At 65.5% G+C, this 22,518-nt stretch carries 25 protein-coding genes; 12 read left to right on the top strand and 13 right to left on the bottom strand.

The annotated features are described in order from the left end of the window. Positions 1-37: 37 nt before the first annotated feature. From dacB to trmB, 3 genes are read right to left on the bottom strand one after another with little or no spacing between them, the layout of a single operon-like run. Positions 38-1,501 (bottom strand): D-alanyl-D-alanine carboxypeptidase/D-alanyl-D-alanine endopeptidase, encoded by a 1,464-nt coding sequence (dacB, locus tag CYJ07_RS14035; RefSeq protein WP_231489642.1) that lies wholly within the window; start codon positions 1,499-1,501, stop codon positions 38-40. 25 nt (positions 1,502-1,526) lie between these two features. Next, a complete protein-coding gene (locus tag CYJ07_RS14030) occupies positions 1,527-1,859 on the bottom strand; it encodes a DMT family transporter (RefSeq protein ID WP_197038373.1) in 333 nt (110 codons plus the stop codon). Beyond that, positions 1,856-2,569 carry a tRNA (guanine(46)-N(7))-methyltransferase TrmB gene (gene trmB, locus CYJ07_RS14025; protein ID WP_104204334.1) on the bottom strand — a complete coding sequence of 238 codons (714 nt, stop codon included), beginning with the start codon at positions 2,567-2,569 and terminating at the stop codon, positions 1,856-1,858. Before trmB ends, CYJ07_RS14030 begins: the two co-directional genes overlap by 4 nt. Positions 2,570-2,897: 328 nt before the next feature. Between trmB and CYJ07_RS14020 the strand changes: the two genes are divergently transcribed. The 3 genes from CYJ07_RS14020 to CYJ07_RS14010 all read left to right on the top strand — a co-directional run bounded on the left by CYJ07_RS14020 (position 2,898) and on the right by CYJ07_RS14010 (position 5,687). Next, positions 2,898-4,775, top strand: coding sequence for a beta-ketoacyl synthase (locus CYJ07_RS14020; RefSeq protein WP_104204333.1), 1,878 nt, complete (start codon positions 2,898-2,900; stop codon positions 4,773-4,775). 105 nt (positions 4,776-4,880) lie between these two features. Continuing rightward, positions 4,881-5,360 carry a pantetheine-phosphate adenylyltransferase gene (coaD, locus tag CYJ07_RS14015; protein WP_104204332.1) on the top strand — a complete coding sequence of 160 codons (480 nt, stop codon included), beginning with the start codon at positions 4,881-4,883 and terminating at the stop codon, positions 5,358-5,360. Between the two features lie 78 nt (positions 5,361-5,438). Next, positions 5,439-5,687: a YfhL family 4Fe-4S dicluster ferredoxin gene (locus CYJ07_RS14010; RefSeq protein ID WP_104204331.1), complete on the top strand. Its 249-nt coding sequence runs from the start codon at positions 5,439-5,441 to the stop codon at positions 5,685-5,687. Positions 5,688-5,725: 38 nt separating this feature from the next. Here the strand turns inward: CYJ07_RS14010 and CYJ07_RS14005 are convergent, their stop codons facing one another. After that, positions 5,726-6,043: a hypothetical protein gene (locus tag CYJ07_RS14005; protein ID WP_104204330.1), complete on the bottom strand. Its 318-nt coding sequence runs from the start codon at positions 6,041-6,043 to the stop codon at positions 5,726-5,728. A gap of 172 nt (positions 6,044-6,215) precedes the next feature. Between CYJ07_RS14005 and CYJ07_RS14000 the strand changes: the two genes are divergently transcribed. From CYJ07_RS14000 to CYJ07_RS13990, 3 genes are all read left to right on the top strand, one after another. Further along, entirely contained in the window at positions 6,216-7,595 is a 1,380-nt protein-coding gene (locus CYJ07_RS14000) for an MATE family efflux transporter (protein ID WP_231489641.1), read from the top strand. A gap of 101 nt (positions 7,596-7,696) precedes the next feature. After that, positions 7,697-9,007: a short-chain fatty acid transporter gene (locus tag CYJ07_RS13995; protein WP_104204328.1), complete on the top strand. Its 1,311-nt coding sequence runs from the start codon at positions 7,697-7,699 to the stop codon at positions 9,005-9,007. A 110-nt stretch (positions 9,008-9,117) separates the two neighbouring features. Further along, complete coding sequence (locus tag CYJ07_RS13990) at positions 9,118-9,648, top strand: acyl-CoA thioesterase (RefSeq protein WP_104204327.1); 531 nt, start codon at positions 9,118-9,120, stop codon at positions 9,646-9,648. A gap of 34 nt (positions 9,649-9,682) precedes the next feature. Here CYJ07_RS13990 and CYJ07_RS13985 read toward each other — a convergent pair whose 3' ends face one another. The 3 genes from CYJ07_RS13985 to CYJ07_RS13975 form a co-directional block, all read right to left on the bottom strand. Next, positions 9,683-9,952: an I78 family peptidase inhibitor gene (locus CYJ07_RS13985; RefSeq protein ID WP_104204326.1), complete on the bottom strand. Its 270-nt coding sequence runs from the start codon at positions 9,950-9,952 to the stop codon at positions 9,683-9,685. 166 nt (positions 9,953-10,118) lie between these two features. After that, positions 10,119-10,250 (bottom strand): entericidin A/B family lipoprotein, encoded by a 132-nt coding sequence (locus tag CYJ07_RS13980; protein ID WP_104204325.1) that lies wholly within the window; start codon positions 10,248-10,250, stop codon positions 10,119-10,121. Between the two features lie 106 nt (positions 10,251-10,356). Then, on the bottom strand, positions 10,357-10,488 hold the full coding sequence (locus CYJ07_RS13975; RefSeq protein WP_104204324.1) for an entericidin A/B family lipoprotein: 132 nt from the start codon (positions 10,486-10,488) through the stop codon (positions 10,357-10,359). A 131-nt stretch (positions 10,489-10,619) separates the two neighbouring features. Between CYJ07_RS13975 and CYJ07_RS13970 the strand changes: the two genes are divergently transcribed. Next, positions 10,620-11,039 (top strand): HIT domain-containing protein, encoded by a 420-nt coding sequence (locus CYJ07_RS13970; RefSeq protein ID WP_104204323.1) that lies wholly within the window; start codon positions 10,620-10,622, stop codon positions 11,037-11,039. 12 nt (positions 11,040-11,051) lie between these two features. Here CYJ07_RS13970 and CYJ07_RS13965 read toward each other — a convergent pair whose 3' ends face one another. The 4 genes from CYJ07_RS13965 to CYJ07_RS20335 are packed head-to-tail and all read right to left on the bottom strand — an operon-like array spanning position 11,052 to position 13,747. Next, the gene (locus CYJ07_RS13965; RefSeq protein ID WP_104204322.1) at positions 11,052-12,116 is read right to left on the bottom strand and encodes a nickel/cobalt transporter; all 1,065 of its coding nucleotides are present in this window, start codon (positions 12,114-12,116) and stop codon (positions 11,052-11,054) included. Beyond that, complete coding sequence (locus tag CYJ07_RS13960; protein ID WP_104204321.1) at positions 12,107-12,784, bottom strand: DUF1007 family protein; 678 nt, start codon at positions 12,782-12,784, stop codon at positions 12,107-12,109. The genes CYJ07_RS13965 and CYJ07_RS13960 overlap by 10 nt, the downstream gene beginning before the upstream one ends. 55 nt (positions 12,785-12,839) lie before the next feature. Beyond that, complete coding sequence (locus CYJ07_RS13955) at positions 12,840-13,196, bottom strand: hypothetical protein (protein ID WP_197038372.1); 357 nt, start codon at positions 13,194-13,196, stop codon at positions 12,840-12,842. Beyond that, positions 13,196-13,747, bottom strand: a complete 552-nt coding sequence (locus tag CYJ07_RS20335) for a hypothetical protein (protein ID WP_156085506.1) — start codon at positions 13,745-13,747, stop codon at positions 13,196-13,198. Before CYJ07_RS20335 ends, CYJ07_RS13955 begins: the two co-directional genes overlap by 1 nt. 291 nt (positions 13,748-14,038) lie before the next feature. Here CYJ07_RS20335 and CYJ07_RS13950 point away from each other — a divergent pair, with 291 nt between their 5' ends. Both CYJ07_RS13950 and CYJ07_RS13945 read left to right on the top strand, forming a co-directional pair. Next, positions 14,039-14,512, top strand: coding sequence for a Dps family protein (locus tag CYJ07_RS13950; RefSeq protein WP_104204320.1), 474 nt, complete (start codon positions 14,039-14,041; stop codon positions 14,510-14,512). Positions 14,513-14,700: 188 nt separating this feature from the next. Then, positions 14,701-15,264 carry a type 1 glutamine amidotransferase domain-containing protein gene (locus CYJ07_RS13945; protein ID WP_104204319.1) on the top strand — a complete coding sequence of 188 codons (564 nt, stop codon included), beginning with the start codon at positions 14,701-14,703 and terminating at the stop codon, positions 15,262-15,264. A gap of 81 nt (positions 15,265-15,345) precedes the next feature. Here the strand turns inward: CYJ07_RS13945 and CYJ07_RS13940 are convergent, their stop codons facing one another. Then, positions 15,346-16,812 (bottom strand): aminoacyl-histidine dipeptidase, encoded by a 1,467-nt coding sequence (locus CYJ07_RS13940; protein ID WP_104204318.1) that lies wholly within the window; start codon positions 16,810-16,812, stop codon positions 15,346-15,348. 58 nt (positions 16,813-16,870) lie between these two features. Then, on the bottom strand, positions 16,871-18,982 hold the full coding sequence (locus CYJ07_RS13935) for a tRNA(Met) cytidine acetyltransferase TmcA domain-containing protein (protein ID WP_231489640.1): 2,112 nt from the start codon (positions 18,980-18,982) through the stop codon (positions 16,871-16,873). Between the two features lie 498 nt (positions 18,983-19,480). Here CYJ07_RS13935 and dctP point away from each other — a divergent pair, with 498 nt between their 5' ends. The 3 genes from dctP (at position 19,481) to CYJ07_RS13920 (ending at position 22,518) form a co-directional block, all read left to right on the top strand. Beyond that, on the top strand, positions 19,481-20,590 hold the full coding sequence (gene dctP / locus CYJ07_RS13930; protein ID WP_104204316.1) for a TRAP transporter substrate-binding protein DctP: 1,110 nt from the start codon (positions 19,481-19,483) through the stop codon (positions 20,588-20,590). A 99-nt stretch (positions 20,591-20,689) separates the two neighbouring features. Further along, entirely contained in the window at positions 20,690-21,193 is a 504-nt protein-coding gene (locus CYJ07_RS13925) for a TRAP transporter small permease subunit (RefSeq protein ID WP_104204315.1), read from the top strand. Next, positions 21,190-22,518 (top strand): TRAP transporter large permease, encoded by a 1,329-nt coding sequence (locus CYJ07_RS13920; protein ID WP_104204314.1) that lies wholly within the window; start codon positions 21,190-21,192, stop codon positions 22,516-22,518. The genes CYJ07_RS13925 and CYJ07_RS13920 overlap by 4 nt, the downstream gene beginning before the upstream one ends.

The raw sequence follows: 22,518 nt of genomic DNA, 5'->3' as shown, positions 1-22,518 counted from the left end.
TGGCCATCCTTATTCGGGAGAGGGGCAAAGTCGCTCATCAGTGTGCCTCAACCATGCGTTCCAGGTCCCGTGCCAAGGGGTCGAGCACTTGGGTCCAGTTGAGCCAGGGCGTGTTCGCGGTGCCGTTGACCAGCACGGTGAATACACCCCAGCGGCCCGAGCGGGTACGAAAATAACCGCTGGCGGCACGCACGGCGAACGGCTGATTGAGCGTGCCGGTCTTGAGCATGACATGATGCTGGAACAGCGAGGAGCCGCGGCGGATGAAACGCGAGACGCCGTTGGCCGGCGCCTGGAAACTGGCGACGAAACTGGGAAACAGCGCCGGTCGGTGAAACATGCTTTCCAGCAGGACGTTGGTGCCGTGGGCCGAAGTACGGTTCTCGGTGGTCAGGCCGCTGCCGCTGAGCATCACCAGCGGGCCGTGATCGGACAGACCATCGACGTAATGCTGGATCGTCTCGCCCGCCTGCAGCAGGCTGGCCTGGGGCGTGCCGGCCAAGTTGAGCGCCAGCACGTCGGCCATGAAATTGTTGGAGTAGTTCATGGTGCGCAGCAGCAGTTCCTGTAGCGGCTTGCCTTCCACCTCCGCCAGGGAGCGCGACGTCGGCGGCGGTTCGGCGACGGTGGTGACGTAGCCTCCCCTGACCGCGATACCGGCCTGCTCCAGCAGAGCCGTCAGGGTACGTGCCGTTTGCCGGGCGGGATCGCCACTAGCCCGATGCACGTCGCGGGGCGCAGCATCGAGCGCCATGTACCCGCGCAGCACCAGCGTATCGATCTCGTCGCGGGTGACGCGCTCGGCGCTGAATTCGGTGCCGCTTCCCGCCGCCCGCGTCTCGACCTGGTTGTCGACGTCGACGATCAACGCCTGGCTGTCGCAGCTGGTGATCCGGGCCGGCTGGCCGGGGGCCGCCCCAGGCGCCACGTTGACGCACCAGTTGCCGTGATTGACGCCGGCTGACGAGAGCAGCGCACTGTAGCTGTTGCTCGCCCGCGACTGTGCCTGGCAGCGGTCGGTGGTAATGCAGGCCACCGGACCGAAGCGCCACTGGCTGACCACAACGCGCCCCGCCACCTCGCGCACGCCGCGCTGGTGCAGCCGCTGTACCAGCCGCCACAGGTCTTCGCTGGCCAACGCCGGGTCGCCGCCGCCGTCAAGCACCAGATCGCCCCGCAGCACGCCGTGCTCATCGAGTGCGGCATCGCTGACCAGGCGAGTCACGAAACGGTGCTGAGGTCCCCAACGATCGAGCGCCGCCGCCGCCAGATAGGCCTTGGTCACCGACGCCGGCGACAGCTGGCGATGGGGCTCGATGGCACCGAGCACCTCATCGGGGCGGGCGCCGTCACCCAGCAGGCGGGCCTCGGCGCCCACCTGGAAGCCCCGCTCGGTCAGACCATTCAGCTCGGAAAATCCCGATCCCGGCGCCGCCAGGGGCAGCACCAAACCAACCAGCAGCAGCAGGCAGCGCAGCGTGGTCATCCCTTTACCTAACATGCAATCGGCTCCGTTTTCGATGCCCTCAGTGAGCGGAAACGCGTGAAAAGAGCTGTATCACCAACACCCCGGCGACGATCAGCGCGATGCCCAGCACCGCCGGCAGGTCGGGGCGCTGGCCGTACACCAGGACGCCGACCAGGGCGACCAGGACGATGCCCAGGCCGGCCCAGATGGCATAAGCGATGCCCACCGGCACGGTGCGCAGCACCAGCGACAGCAAAAAAAAGGCCACGCCGTAGCCGATCGCGGACACCAGGCTGGGGCCGAGGCGGCTGAAGCCGTCGCTGGCCTTGAGGGCACTGGTGGCGACGACTTCCGCCACGATGGCCAGCGCCAGGTAGAGGTACGCCATCACGCTTCTCCTGCGGTTATCGAGGGCACCAGTTCGGGCGCATGCGGCAGCGTCGCCACCAGGCGCCAGAGCGGCTGACCGCTGCCATGATACTTTGACTCGAAGGGGGTCAGGCAGTCCGCGCCGGGCGAATGCGGCTCCACCGTGGCCATGACACCGGTGGCCTGCGCCATCGCCAAGGCGAACTCCTCCAGATAGAGCCGCCAGTTGGAACGCAGCTCCAGCCGTCCTCCCAGCGCCAGCAACGCCGGAAAGACCGGGTGGCCATGCCAGCGCAGCTTGAGGCGCGCCGACTTGGGATAGGGGTTGGGATAGAGCAGGTAGTGCCGGGCCGGCTGCCACCCGGCTTCCAGCGCCAGGCGCCAGAAGTCCACCAGGTCGGCGCGCACCAGCAGGGCGTTGTCGGCGATGGCGCCGTGATCGCGTGCCAGCCGGTCGGCGCTGCGGTCCACCCCGATCACCGCGTGGTCGGGGTAGCGCTCCGCCAGGCGACGAGTCGAGAGCCCCACCCCGCAGCCGGCGTCCAGGATCAGCGGACGCGGCCCGTTCTCGTCCTGACGCGCTCGCCAGTTCAGGCAGCTGGCGAACGCCTCGCGAGTATGCGCCGCCACCGGCTTGCGCAGCGGATGGCGCAGGCCGCGCTCGACGCGGCGCGCCAGATCCTTGTGAGGGCCGAGCTGGTTGGTCGAGATGGCGCGGGAAGTGGCATGCATGGCGTTGGGTTCGGTGTGGAAGAACTGGCCATTCTAGCAGCCGTGACGGGCGACGCGAGGAGGCGAGAAGAGCAGGCAAAAAAAAGACGCGCTCCAGGGAGCGCGCCCACATACCCACTCGTATGACTCAAACAGCGCAACCAGCATAGCGCTTCGCGCGTCACAGTTCAAACGTTCGTTTCACAATTGACGATGACCGCGGCGCCGGGCGCCCATGACGACGTCCCGAGCCGGGTGCTATGATCGCCTTTCTCACACCTATAAAACATGACTCGCACGAACAGCATACGAGGAAAGCGGCTTGTCACACTTACCGGTGATCGTCGGCATGGGCGGCGTCAATGCCGCCGGTCGTACGTCTGGCCATCAAGCATTTCGTCGCACCGTGATCGACGCTCTTCCCGAAGCCGAGCAGGAGGCCCTGCTGCTCGGGCTGGCCGCCCTGATGGGGCTGGGCAGCCATCGGGAAGGGGCCTGGTTCGATGCCGCCGGCGAACGCATAGAGGCCAGCCGCCTGGTGGAGCGCTGCCGCGGACAGGTGCTCGACCACACCCTGGTCCGACGCATCGAGGACCCCCGCTTCAACGACGAGGGGCTGCCGGCCAACCGTCGTGCCAGCCTCGAGCTTGGCGCCGAGCTTGTCTTTCGTATTCGCCGTCGCCAGCTTCCCGAACGTCTACCGCCGACCTGGCAGGTGCGGGAGCTGGATCGTCATACCCTGGAAGTCACGGTGCCCCCCGGCGAGCTCGACGTGATGCTGCCCGAGACCCGTCCGGCCCAGGTGCGTGCCGCCGGACAACTGCCCAGCGGCTTCGACCCCAGCCGCTACTATCGCAGCGTGCACCACCCTCGCGGGCTATCGATGTCGATCTTCGCCGCCAGCGACTGCCTGGCCGGCAGCGGCCTGTCCTGGGAGAGCCTGCGCGACCGTCTCGATCCCGACGAGGTCGCCGTCTACGCCGGCAACTCCATCGGCCAGCTCGACGATGAGGGCTGGGGCGGACTGCTCAAGAGCTTCGTCTCGGGCAATCGCGCCACATCCAAGCAGATGCCGCTGGGCTACGGCCAGATGCCCGCCGATTTTCTCAACGCCTATGTGCTGGGCAGTGTCGGCGGTACCGGTGCGGCGCTGGGCGCCTGTGCCAGCTTTCTCTACAACCTGCGCCTGGGAGTCGAAGACATCCGCAACGGCCAGCGCCGCGCAGTGATGGTGGGCACCTCTGACGCCCCGGTGACGCCCGAGATCATCGAAGGCTTCCGTGCCATGGGGGCCCTGGCCGATGACGAGAGTCTCAAGGCGCTGGACGCTCTGGAGCTGCTCACCGACGCCGACTACCAACGCGCCTGCCGCCCCTTCGCGCGCAATTGCGGCTTCACCATCGCCGAATCCAGTCAGTTCATTCTGCTGCTCGACGACGCGCTGGCGCTGGAGTTCGGCGCCGAGATACTGGGCAGTGTGCCCGGCGTCTTCGTCAATGCCGACGGCTGGAAGCGGTCGATCTCCGCCCCTGGCATCGGCAACTACATTACCCTGGGCAAGGCGGCCGCGCTGGCACGCGACATGCTCGGCGAGCGGGCACTGCGCGAACGTACCTTTCTCCACGCCCACGGCACCAGTACGCCAAAGAACCGCGTCACCGAATCCCACGTCTTCGATCTGGTGGCTCGCGCCCACGATATCGAGGCGTGGCCGGTGGTCGCGGTGAAGGCTTACGTCGGTCATTCCCAGGGCAGCGCCGCCGGCGATCAGCTGACCAACGCGCTGGGCAGCTTCGCCTATGGCCTGCTGCCGGGTATTCCCACCCTCGACGCTGTCGCCGATGACGTCTACGCCGAGCGGCTGCGCTTCTCGCGCGAGCCGATGGCCTTCGCTGCCGATGCCGCTTTCATCAACGCCAAGGGCTTCGGCGGCAACAACGCTACCGGTGTCGTGCTATCGCCGGACGTCACCGAGCGCCTGCTGGAGAAGCGCCACGGTGAAGCCGCCATCGAGGCCTGGCGGGAGCGGCGCGCGGCGACCCGTGACGCGACCCGGGCCTATCTGATCGACGCCGACCGCGGCGCTTATCAGGCACGCTACCGCTTCGGCGAGGGGGTGCTGGAAGGCCCCGAACTCGACGTCAACGCCGACGCCATCCGCATCCCCGGCTATGCACGCCCAGTATCGCTCAAGGTGGACAACCCCTTCGGCAAGCTGGACGACTGACACCCCGGCCCGACGGCATTGTCGGCTGGCTCGCTGGCGTTTACCCTAGGCTTTCTTTTCACACGAAGCCTAGCCCTCTTGGGCTGCGCAAGTGAGCCAAGCGCCATGAAAATTGCGGTCTACCCCGGCACTTTCGATCCCATTACCCATGGCCATTTCGACCTGATCGAGCGCGCCTCGCTGCTGTTCGACAAGGTGGTGGTGGCGATCTCGGCCAGCCCGGGCAAGAATCCCGCGCTGGACCTCGACACGCGCATCGCCCTGGCCCGCGAGATCTCGGCGGGGCTCGACAACGTCGAGATCATCGGTTTTTCGGGCCTGCTCACCGATCTGATGACAGAGCAGGGCGCGCGCATCATTCTGCGCGGCCTGCGCGCGGTATCGGATTTCGAGTACGAGCTGCAGCTCGCCAACATGTACCGCGCCCAGGCCCCGGAACTCGAGAGCGTCTTTCTTACCCCGGCAGTGGAGAACTCCTATATCTCCTCGACCATCGTGCGCGAAATCGCCAAGCTCGGCGGCGATGTGTCGCGCCTGGTGCATCCCAGGGTCGCCGAAACGCTGCGCAAGCATTACAATACCTGACCGAATTACTCGGTAATTTCCGAGCCGCTTTATCCTGGGCACGGCCGGACGCGGCCCGCCCGATCGCGAGGTAGCCCAATGGCCCTGATGATCACCGACGAGTGCATCAACTGCGACGTCTGCGAACCCGAATGCCCCAACGGCGCCATCTCGGCGGGCGAGGAGATCTACATCATCGATCCCAACCTGTGCACCGAGTGCGTCGGCCACTACGACGAGCCGCAGTGCCAGCAGGTGTGTCCGGTCGACTGCATCCCGCTCGACCCCGAGCGCCGCGAGACTCAGGACGAGCTGATGGCGAAGTATCGCCTGATCACCGCCGCCTGAGACGCGACGCTATGGGGTCGCGCTCCGGGCCGGCCGGATCAGCGCTCCGCCGGGCGGGAGTTGATCGAGGTACACCCCAGACAGCGACGGAATGTCGCCTGCGCCGGCGTCTTCACCAGCGTCTCGGCCGCGGCATCCACGTTGCCGCCCAGCGCCGAGAACGGCAGCGAGACGACGAACAGCGCCGTTCCGCCGAGGGTCGCCACCGCCAGCAGCGGACGCGCGATTAGGGCGTCGGCAATCATCGCCCCGCCGCTGGGCCTTGGCTCCAGGCGCTGCGGCTCCTGCGCCGTCGCCGCCAGGCTGGCCACCACCAGCCCTACCGCTACCGCCATGCTCATCCTGACTCTTGCCATTCGCTTGCCCCTCGTATGTCGGTCGCTTCGATGCGAAGCCGGCCCATGCGCTTATGCTAAGTTCCCACACCCCGATCGCGGCTTCCAGCCTCAGTGAAGCTGGCACCGCGGAGGTTGCGTTATGCCGCGACCGCCGCCATTCTGCTCGACTCGTTCAACGACGGAATCGCGTGTGCCCGAGCTCCCCGAGACTCTCCACTCCGCTCGCCGGCGCGTCTGGACGCTGGCCTGGCCGATCATCCTCTCCAACGTCACCGTGCCGCTACTCGGCCTGGTGGATACCGCGGTGGTCGGCCATCTGCCGGATGCGCGCTATCTCGCCGCCGTCACCCTGGGGGCGACCCTGTTCGGCTTCCTCTATTGGGGCTTCGGCTTCCTGCGCATGGGAACGACGGGGCTCACGTCCCAGGCGGCGGGTCGCGAGGACGATAGCGAGGTGCGCAACCTGCTGGGCCAGTCGCTGCTGCTTGCCGCCGGTATCGGTACCCTGCTGATCGTGTTTTCCAAGCCACTGATCGCCTTCGGCTTGTGGCTGCTCGATGGCAGCGCGACCGCCACCCAGCTTGCCGCCGAGTATGCCCAAATCCGCATTCTCTCGGCCCCGGCGGTGCTGGCCAACTACGCCATTCTCGGCTGGTTTCTCGGCCAGCAGAACTCTCGCGTCACGCTGGCCCTGCTGGTGCTGACCAATGGCGTCAACATCGTCCTCGATCTGTTGTTCGTGGTCGGCCTGGGCATGGCCAGCAATGGCGTGGCCTGGGCCACGGTGATCGCCGACTACACGGCGCTGGCCTTCGGTGTCTGGCGGGTCGCCCACCAGTTGCGCCTGCTCCAGGGCCGTTTCTTGCGCGAACGCTTGCTCGGTCTGGCCGCCTACGGCGAACTGTTTCAGGTCAACGCCAACCTCTTCGTGCGTACGCTGGGGCTACTGTTCGCCATGGCCTTCTTTACCTCGCGCGGCGCGGCGCAGGGAGACACCGTACTGGCTGCCAATGCGGTGCTGATGCAGTTCATCATGCTGACCAGTTATGGGCTAGATGGCTTCGCCCATGCCGTCGAAGCCATCGCCGGGCGCGCCGTGGGGCGCCGTCGTTGGGACGAGTTCGCCGTTGCCGTGCGCGCCGCTACCGAATTCTCGCTATTGACGGCAGCGACCGCCGCACTGGCCTTCGCACTGGCTGGAAATCACCTGGTCGCCCTGCTGACCGGCCTGCCGGAGGTACGTGCCACGGCAGGCCACTACCTGCCCTGGATGGTGGCGATGCCGCTGATCGCGGTCTGGAGCTATCTATTCGACGGTGTCTTCATCGGCGCCACGGCGATCCGCGAGATGCGCAACAGTATATTCGTTGCGTTGGCGGCCTACCTGCCGATATGGTGGCTGGGAAGCCGCCTCGCCCCACCCGGCGGCGAGAATCACGCGTTATGGCTGGCCTTCCTCTCCTTCGCCGTGGTGCGTTCGGCGGTGCTGGTCGGCTACTATCTTCACCATCGACGCGCCCACTGGCGGCATCGTGAACGCCAGCGGGACGTCACGGTAACCTTTCGATAGAAAATCCTGAAGCGGTGCCCTTACTGGATCATTAGGGCAAGCCGATGCGTTTGCGCTACTTTTCCTAGACGCACCCAAGATAACCAGAAGAAGCGACTGCCATGCTCAGATTCCTCTCAAGACCTGCCGTCCGGCTGGTCGATCGTTATCTACCGGACCCGTTCATCTTCGTGCTGCTGTTGACAGTCATCGCCGCCGCCGCCGCGATCGCCGTCGAGCGACAGACACCGCTGGCGGTGATGCGCTACTGGGGGGACGGTTTCTGGAACCTGCTGACGTTCTCCATGCAGATGCTGCTGATTCTGGTGACCGGTTTCATGCTGGCCAGCTCGCCGCCGATCAAGCGCCTGTTGCAGCGTCTCGCCGGGCTGGCGAAGCATGCCGGACACGCCATCCTGCTGGTCACGCTGGTCTCGCTGGTCGCCAGCTGGATCAACTGGGGCTTCGGCCTGGTGGTCGGCGCACTGTTCGCCAAGGAGCTGGCGCGGCTGGTGCGAGTCGATTATCGCCTGCTGGTGGCCAGCGCCTACTCCGGCTTCGTGGTCTGGCACGGCGGGCTGGCGGGTTCGATACCGTTGACGATTGCCACCGAAGGCCATTTCACCGCCGAGCAGATCGGCGTGATCGGCACCGGGTCGACCATCTTTGCCTTCTTCAACCTGGCGATCGTGCTCTGTCTGTTCGTAGCGATCCCGCTGGTCAACCGAGCGATGCTGCCTGACGACAACGAGAGCGTCTACGTCGATCCCAAACTGCTCGACGACGGCCCCGCCACCCGGGCGCGCATCACTCGTCCCGCCGAGCGGCTGGAAAACAGCATTACCCTCGCCTGGCTGGTCGGCATCCCCGGCGTGATTTTCCTGCTCGACCACTTCGTACTACGCGGGGGCGGCCTGAACCTGAACATCGTCAATTTCATGTTCCTGTTCCTGGCCATCGTGCTGCATCGCACGCCACGCAGCCTACTGGAGAGCCTCAACGAGGCGATCAAGGGCGGGGCCGGCATCGTCATCCAGTTTCCTTTCTATGCCGGCATCATGGCAATCATGGTGCAGTCGGGGCTGGCTGAGACCATGTCCGAGGCGCTGATCTCCTTCGCCACCGAAATGTCGTTGCCGTTCTGGTCGTTCATCAGCGCCGGCATCGTCAACCTCTTCGTGCCCTCGGGCGGCGGCCAGTGGGCGGTCCAGGCTCCGGTCATGCTGCCGGCGGCCGAGGCGCTCGGCGTGGATGTTTCCCGCGTGGCCATGGCCGTGGCCTGGGGCGATGCCTGGACCAACCTGCTGCAGCCCTTCTGGGCACTGCCAGTGCTGGCCATCGCCGGCCTCAAGGCGAAGGACATCATGGGCTACTGCCTGATTCAATTGGTCATTACCGGAGTGATCATCTCGGTGGGCCTGACCTGGTTCTGAGCGGGAATTCACCGCAATCGCGGGCCCGGCCGGGGCCCGCTGTCATTTCCCGACGTGGCGAGCCGTGCCGATTCCCGGCGCAAAGAAATGAACCGACAAGGACTCCGCACATGGCCGACTCAGGCAACCTGCCCCATGATTTCCCCGGTCAGCATGAATTGAGCATGACCGTGCTGATGACGCCCGATATGGCCAACTTCAGCGGCAAGGTGCATGGCGGCGCCATTCTCAAGAAGCTCGACGAGGTGGCCTATGCCTGCGCCAGCCGCTACTCCGGTCACTACGTGGTCACGCTGTCAGTCGACCAGGTGCTGTTCAAGCAACCCATTCATGTCGGCGAACTGGTCACCTTCCTTGCCAGCGTCAATCACGTGGGACGCTCCTCGATGGAGATCGGCATCAAGGTGGTGGCCGAGAACATTCGCGATAAAGTGATCCGCCATACCAACAGTTGCTACCTGACGATGGTCGCGGTGGACCTTCACGGCCAACCGGCACCGGTGCCGCCGCTCAGGCTGGAGACGCCACAGCAGAAGCTACGCTACGAGAAGGCCGCATTGCGCAAGGCGATGCGCAAGCAGGCCGAGGAAGCCGAGCGCCGCGCGCAGGCAGAACACGGCAGCACTCCCAGGCAGGAGTGAAAGGCAAACGTAAAGGTGGGAGCAATGAAACCGGCTAGCCGCAGCCGATGTCGGTGATGGTACCGCCTTCATCGAGATGGACGTTGAGCCGATCGGCGCGATAATCCAGCGTATGCGCTTCCCCCGGACGCATCACGCGAAGCATGGCCGCACCGCTCTCGCGACGGATCGCCTCGCCCAGCGCATCGTCATAACGGCGCCCGATCCGGTCCTGCACGCGGTTCGCGCCGCAGGCGTCCTCACTCTCGCTGGTGACGCGAGGCGGCTTGGGAGCGGGTTCGTGGGAAGCATTCGATTGACTCATCGGGGAACAACCGGCTAGCAACATCAACCCGGCGGCGGCCAGGCACGACCTCAAGGGGTTCGGCATTCGCGGTGTCTCGGGGAGGTGAAGTGGCAAAGCGATCGTTCAGGCGACACACGGGGAGACTGCCAGGTCGCCCGTGTGCCGCCAAGCCGGACCGCGTGATTTACTCGGCGGCGTCCTGCACGGCTTGACCGCCGCGCTCGACGTCCTCGCCAGCGCCTTCCATGGTGTTGCAACCCGCCAGGGCGCCAGCGGTCATCAACAGGGCGAAACTCAGAGCAATCGCTTTCTTCATGGTGGTTTCTCCTTGAACGTTACTGGATTTCCATTCCTTTCCGTGAAGCAATGGCCTGTTTCAGCGTAACAGTCATTGTCTCGCTTTGCATAACCGCGCCCGGAAATCAGCTTGCCTCGCGCTGGATCGCCTCGCCGCCTTGCTCGATATCCTCGCCCATGCCGCGCATGGTGTTGCAGCCGCTGAGCAGCGTCAGGCCAAACAGCGCGATCAACATCAGTGACACGGTCCGCTTCATGGTGCACTCCTCCGGTGGGTTTCGTTCTTACACTCTAGCATTATCGAATCGCAAGCGCGGCTTGGACCGCATCAGCATGCGCCGAGCGCTTGTGTCATCATTAGCCGACGATCGCCACAAGGAAGAAGCCCATGACCATCGTCGAACTCGATGAACGCCTGGCGAGGGACAGCTACCCGATCACCGAGTTGCCGTTGTGCCAGCTGCGGTTGATGGATGACGCCCGCTTCCCCTGGCTGCTGCTGATACCGCGGCGTTCCGGGGTGAGCGAGATCTACGAGCTTGACGAGACCGACCAGCGCCAGCTCTGGCATGAAGCCGCCGAGGTCGGGCACATGCTCAAGACGCTGACGGAGGGTGACAAGCTCAACGTGGCCAGCCTGGGTAACATGGTGCCCCAGCTGCACGTTCACCTGATCGCCCGGCGCCGCGACGACGAGGCATGGCCGGGACCGGTGTGGGGGCACGGCGAGGCCCGCCCCTACGATCTCGACGCGCTGGCTGCCATGCGCGACCGACTGCTGGCGCAGCTCGACGCCCTGAATCTATAGGCCTGGCGGCGCTCAGCCGCCAAAGGGGTGGCCGTCCGGCGCCTTCGACGGGATGCTGCGCGCGGGAGGTTCGAGCAGTGGCGTCGAGGCAGACTGAGTCGCGCCGGTGATCGACAGCGACACGCCCAGGGCCAGAATGGCCAGCCCACCCCCCAGGGAGGCCCAGCCCAGCAGACGGCCGGCATGCCGCATGCTGCTCTGCCGTGCCAGCCGACGCTCCGCCCAGTCGCGCGCCATGACGCTGGCCAGTGCCAGCCCCGAGACGGTCAATGCCGTACCCAGCGACATGACCAGCACCGCCGCCACGCCGACCGGAAACCGCCCCAGCAGCGTCGACGCACCCAGCAGCAACACGCCGCCACTGCAGGGGCGCATGCCGATGGCCACCACCGTCCCCAGCGCCGTGCGCCAGTCGCCGACCTGGTGTGGATCGATATGATGCTGGCCACCGCAGCAGTGGCCATGATGGCCATCATGGCCGTGGTGATCATGGGGGTCATGCAGATCGGCAACCTGACGATGATCATGGGCAGGCTCGCGGACGTGCGCATCGCGTGTCCGGCGCAGCTGACGAATCGCCCTCAGGCAGAGCCAGGCACCCAGCACCGCCACCATCAGGTAACTGGCCTGTTCGACCCAAGCCACGCTGCCCATGGCGCGGCGCGTCACCCAGCCCAGCCCATGCATCAGCACTACTACCAGGCCGATGGCCACTAGCCCCTGCAGCAGCGAGGCGGCGAAGGAGAGCATCAATGCCCGACGCACGGCGCCACCTTGCGAGAGCAGATACGTGGCCAGCACCGCCTTGCCGTGCCCTGGACCGGCGGCATGGAAGACGCCGTAGCCGAAGCTGATGCCGAGCAGCACGGCCCAGGCGGAAGCTGACGAAGTGGCGGAGAATTCGGTGATGGCCAGCGTCAGCAGGCGGTGAAAATCCCGCTGCCAGGTGACCAGTTGGAAGCTCAGCGTCTGCAGGCCGCCCTGGGCCAGGAACAGCACCACGACCGACGCCAACGCCAACAACAACCCCCAACCGATCAACCGCCCCCGGGGTGTGGTACCGACCGTCAATCGCATGTCACCACGCCTGTCTCAGCAAAATGACGGCCAAGCCCGGGCTCGGCCTCATCATTGACGTCCAGCATCGATGCCGCCATGACCCGTTCGGGGTCGGGATCGGCCGGCTCGATGCGGGTCGTGCATGCCAGCTCGCCGTTCACTCGCAGGGCGTCGTCCCGTGGCGTATCGCCCTCGGCCTCATGGACCATTTCCAGGTAGTAGCTGGGGTCGAATATCCGATACTCCAGTGTCCGCTGGCGCAATGGCTGCGGCGTATCCAGAGGCAGCAGGAAGACGAACTCCACCCGGCCGCCGCGCTCCATCACGGTGTATTCGCTGACCTCGCCCAGATTCAGTAACTGATCGCCCAGCCGGGCCTCGGTGAAGTAGCCCTGCGGCTCGAGGTTGGCAAGAATCTCCGCTCCCAACTGGTCGAGTCCCGCCTCCAGGCCGCCCTCCGCCTGAGACAGCTCCTCGAGCAGAATGAGGCTATAAAAAGGGTCCATACGCCAGGCCTGATGCAGCGCCTCGAGGCGCCCCTGATCGTCGACGATCAGACGAACGCTGAAGTCGATCCAGGCGTGTGGATGGGCCTGAAGCACTCCTGGAAGCAGCGCGAGCCACCACAGCCCCAGACGCCAGGCGCGAGCCACCTTCGCTCGCGCGAAATCGAGTGATAACGTCATGATGTTGCGTGCCTTTCCGTATGAACGAACCTAGCCGTATGAAGTCATCGTGGATTCAGGGAGCCAGCCCCAACCTGCGTTGTAGCTCCGCCAGCACGGGATCGAGCAGATGTGGCGGTAAGGGCCGACCGCCCCGGGTCGCCGTCAGCGAGATGCGCGCGCCCTGGCCCTCCGGCGTCACCGTGGCGCGAATTCGATAGCCCGGCCAGCGTGCCAGCGCCGCCTCGGCCCGCCCCAGGTCGGCATCGGCATGCCGGATCACATAGCCCTGTTCCATCAGAACGGCCATGGTTTCCTGCAGCGTCGCGCGAGGCGGCGCGGCCAGGGATAGCTCGCGGGGCTCGGGCGCGGCGGGTGTGGCGGCGCAGCCGCCCAGCAGTGTCAACAGCAGAGCCAGGGCAAGGACTCGCATCAGCGCACCTCCTGTGTCGTGTCGGCCGAGATGGCCCGGCGCAGCCGACCACAGAAATCGGCGTCGCTGCCGCTGCGCGTCTCGCGCAGCTCGCCACGCCAGTCGATCACCTGGATGTCGCGGCTGAGCCGAACCCAACCCTCGTCGGCCACCAGCGATACACGCTCCAACTCTGTGGCGTCCTGCGTGAATCCACCGCCGCCACCGCCGAAGCCGATCATCATGCCGGTGGAAAACCCGCCGCGACTGCCCACCCCGAAGCCGCCGAACAGGCCGGGACGTTCCCAGCTATCGTAGCGATCGCCGTAGTACGGCAGGACACGAGTCCGCTCGGCGCTGATCACACCCAACTCCAGCTCGGTATCGCGCACTACGAAATCCTCCGCCTCCAGTGCGTCGAGCGCGCGCTGTACCCATTCACGCACCTCGACATCGCCGGTCTCCCAGCGGCATTCTTCCGCCGGGCGCGGCTCCGCCGTCGGCAGTGTCGTCGGTGTAGTCTCGCAGCCAACCAGCAGGATCAGGCAGGGCATCAGCCAGGACAGGCGCATGGGACGTCTCCGTTCGTCGTTTGCCCGCAGTCTACGCTGCCCGCGGGACCGCGCAAGGGGAACCCGTCTGGAGGGGCGATATGGGTCCATACGTTATCAGAGCCCATCGCCCTCAGCGGGTTCCCTCTTCCGAGGAGGCCCGCGGCACACGACCTCGATCCAGACGGTAAATGGCCGCCCGCGATGGAGTTACACTATCGGCGCCATGTCCATATTTGGCTTAATCGATGCCTCCCCAGTCCCTACACTGGAAGTAGAATCCATCCACGCGACAAGACAAGGAGTGCCTACATGAGCGACACCAACGCCATCGGCCTGCATCATGACAGTGCCAATCAGCTGGCGGAGAAACTCAACGAACTGCTGGCCAACTACCAGATCTTCTACATGAACGTGCGCGGCTACCACTGGAACGTGAAGGGACCGCAATTCTTCGAGCTACACAACAAGTTCGAGGAGTTCTATACCGACCTGCTGACCAAGGTCGACGAGGTGGCCGAGCGCATTCTTACCCTGGGTCACAAGCCGGTTCATGCCTACAGTGATTACGTGGCCATGGCACAGATCCAGGAGGACAAGGACGTGCATGACGGGCAGGCCTGCGTGCGCGGCGTGCTAAAGGGCTACCAGACTCTGATCGAGCTTCAGCGCGACATTCTCTCGCTGGCCTCGGATGCCGACGACGAGGGGACCGCCGCCCAGGCCGGCGACTATATCCGCGAGCAGGAGAAGACCGTCTGGATGCTCAACGCCTATCTGGGTTGAAGCGTCCGGTTATGGAGCCGGACGGCGTCCGGCTCCGGGCTTTTCCCGTCACGCATCGAAAAGTCGTGTGACGTTTTCCAACATGGTTGACCTTGTGATCCCCCCTCATCGCCACAACGCTTGATGGAGCGACAGACGCAACTCGCACTTGCCGTCCGACGGACGGCCACGTTTGCAAGGAGGTAATCATGAGCGAGAAGTTGAAAGGCAAGACCGTCGCCATTCTGGCCACCGATGGCTTCGAGGAGTCGGAACTCACCGAGCCCAAGGCCGCTCTTGAGCGCGCGGGCGCCACCGTGCACGTGATCGCCCCCGAGAAGGACACCATTCGCGCCTGGGCCAAGACCGATTGGGGCCAATCCTACGATGTGGACCGCCGGCTGGAACAGGCCGATGCCGATGACTACGACGCCCTCGAACTGCCGGGCGGACTGTTCAATCCGGATACCCTGCGCCAGAACCCCAAGGCGCTTGAGTTCACCCGGCGTTTCTTCGAGAGTCACAAGCCGGTCGGCGCGATCTGCCACGGGCCTTGGGTACTGATCAATGCCGGCGTGGCCAAGGGTCGCCGCATGACGTCCTTTCCCTCGGTCGAGCAGGATCTGCGCAACGCCGGCGCCGAGTGGGTCGATCAGGAAGTGGTGGTCGACAGTGGCCTTGTCACCAGCCGCAAGCCCGACGATCTGGAAGCGTTCTGCAGCAAGCTGATCGAGGAGATCGCTGAAGGCAAGCACAGCCGCCAGCATGCCTGAGGCCATCGGTAGCCCCGCAACAGGGGCTGCACGACCCTGCCGCCCGCCGCTCTTCGGCGGGCGGCGTCGTTCTGCCGTCGCTCAAGCCTGTGGCGTCGCGAGATCCTCGATCAAGCCACGCAGCAGCCGCCAGAACTCGCTCACCGAGTCGAGCTCCGCCCGCTCGTCGGGTGAATGGGCGCCACGAATCGAGGGGCCGAAGGAGATCATGTCCAGCTGTGGATACTTGCCGGCGAGGATGCCGCACTCGAGCCCGGCATGGATCACCTTGACCGCCGGATCGCTGCCGACGAGCTGTCGATGAAGGTGGCGGAAGCGCGCCAATAGCGGGCTGTCGGGGTCCGGCGTCCAGCCGGGGTAGGCGTGCTCGACGCGCGTACGCGCCCCGATCAGCTCGAACAGACCACGGAAACGATCGGCGATATCGGCTGTCGCGCTGTCGCGCAACGATCTCACCAGGGCACACAGGTGAAAGCGCCCCTTCTCCAGACTGACCACGCCCAGATTGTTGGAGGTTTCCACTACTCCCGGCACTTCGGTGCTCATCCGCTCCACGCCGTAGGGCGCCGCGTTCAGCGCCGCGAGCAGCATGCGACTGGCATGGGCATTGAGGGCCTGCTCCGGCAAGTCCTTCAGCGGCTTCAGCGACAGCACGACGCCTTCGTCAATGCCGGCCAGCTCGGCGCGCAGCGTCTTCTGCAGCTCCGCCACCCGCCGTTTGACTGCCGTCACTTCATCGGCAGGTAGCACCAGAGTGGCGAAGGCTTCACGTGGAATGGCATTGCGCAGGGTGCCGCCACGGTAGCTCACCAGGCGAATATCGAAAGCCTCCAGTACCCGTAGCACCCGAATCAACAGGCGATTGGCATTGCCCCGGCCACGGTGAATATCGATGCCCGAGTGTCCGCCGACCAGGCCGGTGAGCGAAAGCTGTACGGCCACTTCTCCGGCGCTCGGTTCGGCCGTGGGTAGCTGTGCCTCGACCACGATATCGGCGCCGCCGGCGCAGCCGATGAAGACTTCACCGCGATCCTCGGAGTCGAGGTTGAGCAGCACGCTCCCCTCGAGCCAGCCCTCCGCCAGGTGCATGGCACCGCCCATGGAGGTTTCCTCCTCCAGGGTGAACAGCGCTTCCAGCGGGCCGTGTACCAGCGCGTCATCTTCTAGGATCGCCAGCGCTGCGGCCACACCCAGGCCATTGTCGGCACCCAGGGTGGTGTGACGCGCACGCAACCAGCCATCGTCCACGTAGGTCTCGATGGGGTCGCGGGTGAAATCGTGCGGATGATCGGCGTTGGCCTGGGCCACCATGTCGAGATGGCCTTGCAGGATCACGCCGGGGGCGGCCTCATGGCCTGCCGTTGCCGGCTTGCGAATACGCAGGTTACCGAAGTCGTCACGGTCGTGAGCCAGGCCGCAGCCATCCGCCCAACGCTCCAGGACGGCTACCAGCTCGGCCTCGTGTCCGGATGGCCGGGGCGTGTTGCACAGCGTCCGGAAATGGCGCCAGAGCGGCTGCGGCGTGAGGTGCTCGAGATGTTCGTTCATGATGCGTCTTCGTGAGGTTAACCGAGCTACCTTACCGGGCCCTCGCTTCTGGGAAAAGTCATTCGTCGCCTGCCGCCCCGCTCGCGAAGAGCGCCGCAACACCCTCCCGCAAGCCTCTGTCGACCTCTCGGCGCCCACGCAGTCCCCTCCGTGCAGCCAGCCAGGCCGAATCGCGCCCCTGAAAGGCCCAGGCCACCAGCCAATCGAGCCCCGCCGTCGCCCCGCCGACCGCCGCCCGGCGCAGGAGCACCTGCAGTGCAGGACGCGCCAAGGCCGGCTCGCGACGCGCGAAGGCGACATCGGCGATATCGCGCCGCTCCTCCTCGCCCAGCGCCGGGCGAGGCCCTTCGCTCAGCAGCGCCACCGCCACACCGGGATCGAGTGCGGCCAGTTCGAAGGCCAGCAGCGCGGGCAGCAACTGCTGGAAACGAACCGTGAGCTCGGCGACGATCGCCTCGCCCCGCGGGCTCAGCGGGGCAAGCACCATCACGGCGTGCTCGCCGGTCGAGGTTTCACGCGACAGCCCCAGCCGCACCGTGCGAAAACCCAGCGCCTGCCAGAAAGCCAGCAGCCCCGTCTCGGCGCCGAAGCTTGCGCCCAGCAGATCGGCTCCCGCCTCACGTGCCGCGTCGCGCTCGCCTTCCAGCAGACGACGGCCCAGCCCCTCGCGACGCCGAGCGGGATGCACGGCAATGCGCTGCACCCGACGCAGACGCGCCATCAAAGCCTCGCGACAACCGGCATGTGCCGCCAGCGATTGGGCCAGCAAATGGCCACGTAGGCGGCGCTCGCCGCGGGCCACTTGCTCCGCCAGCTCCGCATCGAAACCTCCCTCGTCACCGCATACCGCCACGGCCTGGGTATGCTCGCAGGCGGTCAGCGTGGCGATGCGCAGGCCCGGTTCGTCGAGCAGGCGGCGCAGATCGGCGGGTGTGGTGCGGTAGTGCGCCTGCACCAGCAGGCCGAAGATGTCGCGCAGCGCCGCCTCGTCGCTCGACAGCGCATCGCGCGACCACAGGCGCGAGCTCGCTTGTGCTCCCGATACGGCCGGCGGCGGCTCGGCGTCGAGCAGCAGCAACTCGCCGACCAGTCGCTCGAGCGGGTCGCCCTTGGCCCAACGCACCGGCGCCGAGAGATGGAATTCGCGCCAGTCGGGCGCCAAGCGTTCGAGCCGCTCGCGAAAGCGCAGGGCGAAGCCGCGCCCCGAGCCTTCATAGCCGTGCAGCGTGGTGGAGAAGGCGATACGCGGAAAGGCCTCGAGCCATCGAGCCAGCAACGCGGCGGGGATGGCCGCCGCCTCGTCCACCAGCAGCCAGGCGCCCGGTCCACCGGCCTCACCGCGCTCGACCCGGGCACTGAGTTCGTCGGGGGCGACGAATGCCACCCATCGGCCATGGGCATCGACGAAGCGGTTGCCTTGCCGACTTCCCTGCGGGCATAGCGCCGTCAGGCGTTCGAACAGCGATTCTACCGCCTCCGGGCGCGGCGCCGTGACATGGATCGCCTCCAGGCCCGTCGCGAGCAAGCGGGCACAGGCAATGCCCAGTGCCGCCGTCTTGCCCCGCCCGCGGTCTGCCGTCAGCACCAACGGGCGGCGACGTCGGAGAGCGACCAGACGCGCCACAGCTTCCGCCTGGTCATGCGTACGGCACGCCGGGTCGTCGATCGACTCGGATGCCTCGGGTGCGCCGTCGGACAGCTCGGGCAACGTCGGCGCGGCACCGGCCGGCCAATGCACGATATCGGCCGCCTGGGACAGGCGCCGCAACAAGCGTCGTCGATAACGGCTCGCCGCGGTTGAAGCGGCATTCTCGTGTGGCTCAGTGAGCAGCACCAAGAGCCCACCGGCACGCAGCGTACCGCTGATGGCACCGAAGGCATCCGGATCGAACTCCGCCTCTTCGCTGACCGCATCGACAACGACCAGGTCATGCTCCCGCCCCAGCTGCGTTCGGGCGCGACCGACCGAGATCCAGGCCGAGGCGTCGATCTCGGCTGGCGGGGCCGAAGACAGCCAGCAGGGCGATCGCCAGCGCCGTGCACGCCACAGCGCCACCGCCCGCGACCGTGCCAGATCGGGATCGGCTGCGAGCCATACCAGACTGCGCCACCCGCAGGCCCTCAACTGGTGGGACCAATCCATCAATCGTTGGACGCTGCGGTTTTCCACTTATTTCTCCTGTTCACCCGGCGGGGTGCGCGTGTCATGCCCATGGGTCATGATGTCGCGAGCACACGGCACACTCAATGTAACCTGCAATAGCAAGCTCCCGGTTGCAGTGCCCGGTGCCCTTGGTGGCACCCATGGCAGGCGCCGGGCCCGAGAGCGGTCGAGAAGGTGCTCCGGCACAATGATCTTAAGACTTTGGTATTGCCTCAGGCTCCCCTTGCTGGCCAGTGGCGAATCCTTCGCCTCTCACAGATTACCTTGCATTACAGCCACATCCTTGATGTTCAATTTCTTAATTAAGCGTTGTCGATAACCGACACGACGCTCTCCCAGCCGCTACGCTAAGCCGAGCGGGCTATCGATTCCTGCTGCATCAACATGCTAGCTTGTCCAAAGTGTCGGGCGGCTCACCGCAGGCCGTTGTCGCGCCGAGGCGCGCCCGCTCGACAGGATGATCCCGTATCGCGGCATGACAACAAGACCCATAGGGAGCACGACATGAAGAGAAAGGCTCAATTCGCGCTGAGCGGCCTGGCAGCCGGCATTGCCCTGGCCACCTTCGCCTCCTCCGCCCAGGCCCAGGAACAGTGGACCATGACCACGACCTGGCCGGATAACCTGGACCTGATCGAGATCGACCGCCACTGGGCGGAACTGGTCAACAAGCTGGCTGGCGACGAGTTGCAGATCGAATTCCGCGCCGGCGGCACGCTGATGCCTGGCACCGAGGTCTTCGACGCCACCGAGACCGGCAGCATCGAGGCCGCAGGCGACTGGCCCGGCTACTGGGCCGGCCGCTCGCCCGCCTTTTCGCCGCTTGCAACCACCACCAGCCTGTTCAACGGGGTGGACTACCTCAACTGGATCATGCAGTGGGGCGGCTGGGATCTCTATCAGGAGGTCTACGGCCAGTACAACATGGTCTACCTGCCCTACGGCATCACCAACAATGAATCTGGTTTCCGCGGTGGCACCCCGATCGAGAGTCTGGCCGACCTGGAAGGCAAGCGCCTACGCCTTTCCGGCCGCGATCAGGGCCGGGTCCTCGAGCAGTTGGGCGGCTCCCAGGTCACCCTGGCGGGCGGCGAGATCTATCAGGCTATCGAACGCGGCGTGGTGGACGGCGCCGAGTTCTCGACCCCGGGAGTCGATTACAACGCCGGCTTCGCCGAGGTCGCCGACTACTGGTCCGTACCGGGCTGGCACCAGTCCGCCAGCGTGTTCGGCGTGATGATCAACAAGGATGCCTGGGACGCGCTTTCCGAGGAGACTCAGGAAAAGCTTAAGATCGCTGCCGAAGCCACCATGGCCTGGTCGCTGGCTTGGTCGGAGCGCGAGTCCACCGACGGCACGGTGAAGTTCCTGGAGGATGGCACCGAGATCAACCAGCTGTCCGAGGAAGACCTGGCCGAGATCCAGCGCATCACCAACGAGGTCATCATCCAGGGCGCCTGTGAAGATCCAATGCACGCCAAGATTTACCACTCCATGATCAGCTATATGGAGCATTATGCTAACTGGCGCGACATCTCCGTGCCCTACAATATGAGCCGCGTTACCGACGACCTTCCTTCGCTGGAGGAAATCGAATCCTGCATGAACCAGTAGGCGGGTCGGGGTGGGTCCTGAACGGACCCACCCTCGATCGAGCTTCATTACGACACCCCACGACCCGCGCTTGATCCGACCGAATCCGAGATCCTCACCATGACTGCCATTGCCAGGGCCATCGATGCCCTCAACGAGGGGTTCGGACGCCTGATCGCCCCGCTGCTCGCCGTGATCACCCTGATCGTGATCTACGACATCGCCATGCGCTTCTTCATTGGGCGTCCCAGCGACTGGGCCTTCGACGTCACCAAGATGCTGTTCGGCGCCCACTTCATGCTGATGGCGGCCTACGCGTTGCGCCATCATGCCCACGTCGAGGTCGACGTGCTCAAGCGCCTGCTGTCGCGACGCAAGCAGGCCGCTCTCGAAATCCTCGGCTACCTGATCTTCTTCATTCCGTTCATCTGGATGCTGCTCACCTACGGCTGGAGCTTCTTCGCACGCTCCTTCAGCCGCGGCGAGACCACCTACGGCATGGTGGCGCTCCCCGTCTACCCGGTGAAGGCGGTTATCGTCGTTACTGCCGTACTGATCCTCCTGCAGGCCGTCGCCATCGTGATCCGTGCCGTACAGGAACTGAACAAGAAGGAGGCCGCATGAGCCCCGAGATGCTCACCCTGTTCATGTTCGGCGGCCTGCTCGTCGGCCTGTTCATGGGCCACCCGCTGGCCTTCGTGCTGGGTGGCGTCGCCGTGTTGGGGGCTGTGCTCGGCCCCGGCACCAAGGTGCTCGGCACCCTGATCAACAACATCTACGGCAATGCCATGGACAACTACGTCCTGGTGGCGATTCCGCTGTTCGTGCTGATGGCGCGCTTTCTCAACGACTCGGGCGTCACCGAGAAGATGTTCGAGTCGATGCGCCTGCTATTGGCCAACCTGCGAGGTGGCCTGGCGCTGACCGTGGTCATCGTCTCGGTGCTGCTCGCCGCGACCACCGGCATCGTCGGCGCCTCCATTGCCGTGATGGGCATGATCGCGCTGGTGCCGATGCTCAAGTACTCCTATAACAAGGAGCTCAGCACCGGGGTGATCATGGCCAGCGGCTGCCTGGGCATCCTGATTCCGCCGAGCATCATGCTGATCCTGATGGCGAGCTATTCGCCGGTCTCGGTGGGGGCGCTGTTTGCCGGCGCACTGGTGCCGGGCGTGATGCTCGGCGTGATGTACGCCCTCTACGTGCTGCTGATCTGCTACTTCAAGCCGAGCTACGGGCCGCCGGTGCCGGCGGAGGAGCGCGCCGACGTCTCCACCCGGGAGCTGCTGATCATGCTGGCCAAGTACGTGCTGCCGCCGATGGCCCTGATTCTCGGCGTGCTGGGGTCGCTGTTCACCGGTATCGCGACGGCCACCGAGGCTTCTGCCATCGGGGTGTTCATCGCCTTCGTGCTGTTTCTGATCTTCGGCGACCGCAAGCTCTCGACCTGCTACCGCACCCTGATCGATGCCAGCAAGACCACCACCATGGTGATGCTGGTGCTGGTGGGCGCTACCGCGTTCACCGGCGTCTTTTCACGGGGCGGCGGCATGCAGGTGATCCACGAGGTGGTCATGGCCATGCCCGGCGGCACCATCGGCGCGCTGATCCTGATGTTTTTCCTGGTATTCATCCTGGGCATGTTCCTGGACTGGACCGGCATCGTGCTGCTGAGCTTCCCGATCATGCTGCCGATCGTCGCCGACATGGGCGTCGACGTGCTGTGGTTCGTGGTGATGGTGGCGGTGGTGCTACAGACCTCCTTCCTCACGCCGCCGTTCGGCTATGCGCTGTTCTATCTGAAAGGCGTCTCACCGCCGGGGGTCGAGACCCTCGACCTCTACCGGGCGGTGATCCCCTTCGTGGCATTGATCGTGCTGGCCTGCGTGCTGATGGCCTTCTTCCCGGTGCTGGTGACGGGACTGCCGTCGGTACTGCTGGGTTACTGA

Origin of the sequence: Billgrantia saliphila, assembly GCF_002930105.1 — a bacterium.
GTDB classification, from domain to species: domain Bacteria; phylum Pseudomonadota; class Gammaproteobacteria; order Pseudomonadales; family Halomonadaceae; genus Halomonas; species Halomonas saliphila.
The sequence above is the reverse complement of the archived record's forward strand: the minus strand, read 5'-3'. Positions and strand labels throughout refer to the sequence as shown.

Coding starts and splice junctions, on each gene's coding strand:
- dacB (WP_231489642.1), bottom strand. CDS start 1,501: ATGTTAGGTAAAGGGATGACCACGCTGCGCTGCCTGCTGCTGCTGGTT.
- trmB (WP_104204334.1), bottom strand. CDS start 2,569: ATGCATGCCACTTCCCGCGCCATCTCGACCAACCAGCTCGGCCCTCAC.
- CYJ07_RS14020 (WP_104204333.1), top strand. CDS start 2,898: ATGGGCGGCGTCAATGCCGCCGGTCGTACGTCTGGCCATCAAGCATTT.
- coaD (WP_104204332.1), top strand. CDS start 4,881: ATGAAAATTGCGGTCTACCCCGGCACTTTCGATCCCATTACCCATGGC.
- CYJ07_RS14010 (WP_104204331.1), top strand. CDS start 5,439: ATGGCCCTGATGATCACCGACGAGTGCATCAACTGCGACGTCTGCGAA.
- CYJ07_RS14005 (WP_104204330.1), bottom strand. CDS start 6,043: ATGGCAAGAGTCAGGATGAGCATGGCGGTAGCGGTAGGGCTGGTGGTG.
- CYJ07_RS13995 (WP_104204328.1), top strand. CDS start 7,697: ATGCTCAGATTCCTCTCAAGACCTGCCGTCCGGCTGGTCGATCGTTAT.
- CYJ07_RS13990 (WP_104204327.1), top strand. CDS start 9,118: ATGGCCGACTCAGGCAACCTGCCCCATGATTTCCCCGGTCAGCATGAA.
- CYJ07_RS13985 (WP_104204326.1), bottom strand. CDS start 9,952: ATGAGTCAATCGAATGCTTCCCACGAACCCGCTCCCAAGCCGCCTCGC.
- CYJ07_RS13980 (WP_104204325.1), bottom strand. CDS start 10,250: ATGAAGAAAGCGATTGCTCTGAGTTTCGCCCTGTTGATGACCGCTGGC.
- CYJ07_RS13975 (WP_104204324.1), bottom strand. CDS start 10,488: ATGAAGCGGACCGTGTCACTGATGTTGATCGCGCTGTTTGGCCTGACG.
- CYJ07_RS13970 (WP_104204323.1), top strand. CDS start 10,620: ATGACCATCGTCGAACTCGATGAACGCCTGGCGAGGGACAGCTACCCG.
- CYJ07_RS13965 (WP_104204322.1), bottom strand. CDS start 12,116: ATGCGATTGACGGTCGGTACCACACCCCGGGGGCGGTTGATCGGTTGG.
- CYJ07_RS13960 (WP_104204321.1), bottom strand. CDS start 12,784: ATGACGTTATCACTCGATTTCGCGCGAGCGAAGGTGGCTCGCGCCTGG.
- CYJ07_RS13955 (WP_197038372.1), bottom strand. CDS start 13,196: ATGCGAGTCCTTGCCCTGGCTCTGCTGTTGACACTGCTGGGCGGCTGC.
- CYJ07_RS20335 (WP_156085506.1), bottom strand. CDS start 13,747: ATGCGCCTGTCCTGGCTGATGCCCTGCCTGATCCTGCTGGTTGGCTGC.
- CYJ07_RS13950 (WP_104204320.1), top strand. CDS start 14,039: ATGAGCGACACCAACGCCATCGGCCTGCATCATGACAGTGCCAATCAG.
- CYJ07_RS13945 (WP_104204319.1), top strand. CDS start 14,701: ATGAGCGAGAAGTTGAAAGGCAAGACCGTCGCCATTCTGGCCACCGAT.
- CYJ07_RS13940 (WP_104204318.1), bottom strand. CDS start 16,812: ATGAACGAACATCTCGAGCACCTCACGCCGCAGCCGCTCTGGCGCCAT.
- dctP (WP_104204316.1), top strand. CDS start 19,481: ATGAAGAGAAAGGCTCAATTCGCGCTGAGCGGCCTGGCAGCCGGCATT.
- CYJ07_RS13925 (WP_104204315.1), top strand. CDS start 20,690: ATGACTGCCATTGCCAGGGCCATCGATGCCCTCAACGAGGGGTTCGGA.
- CYJ07_RS13920 (WP_104204314.1), top strand. CDS start 21,190: ATGAGCCCCGAGATGCTCACCCTGTTCATGTTCGGCGGCCTGCTCGTC.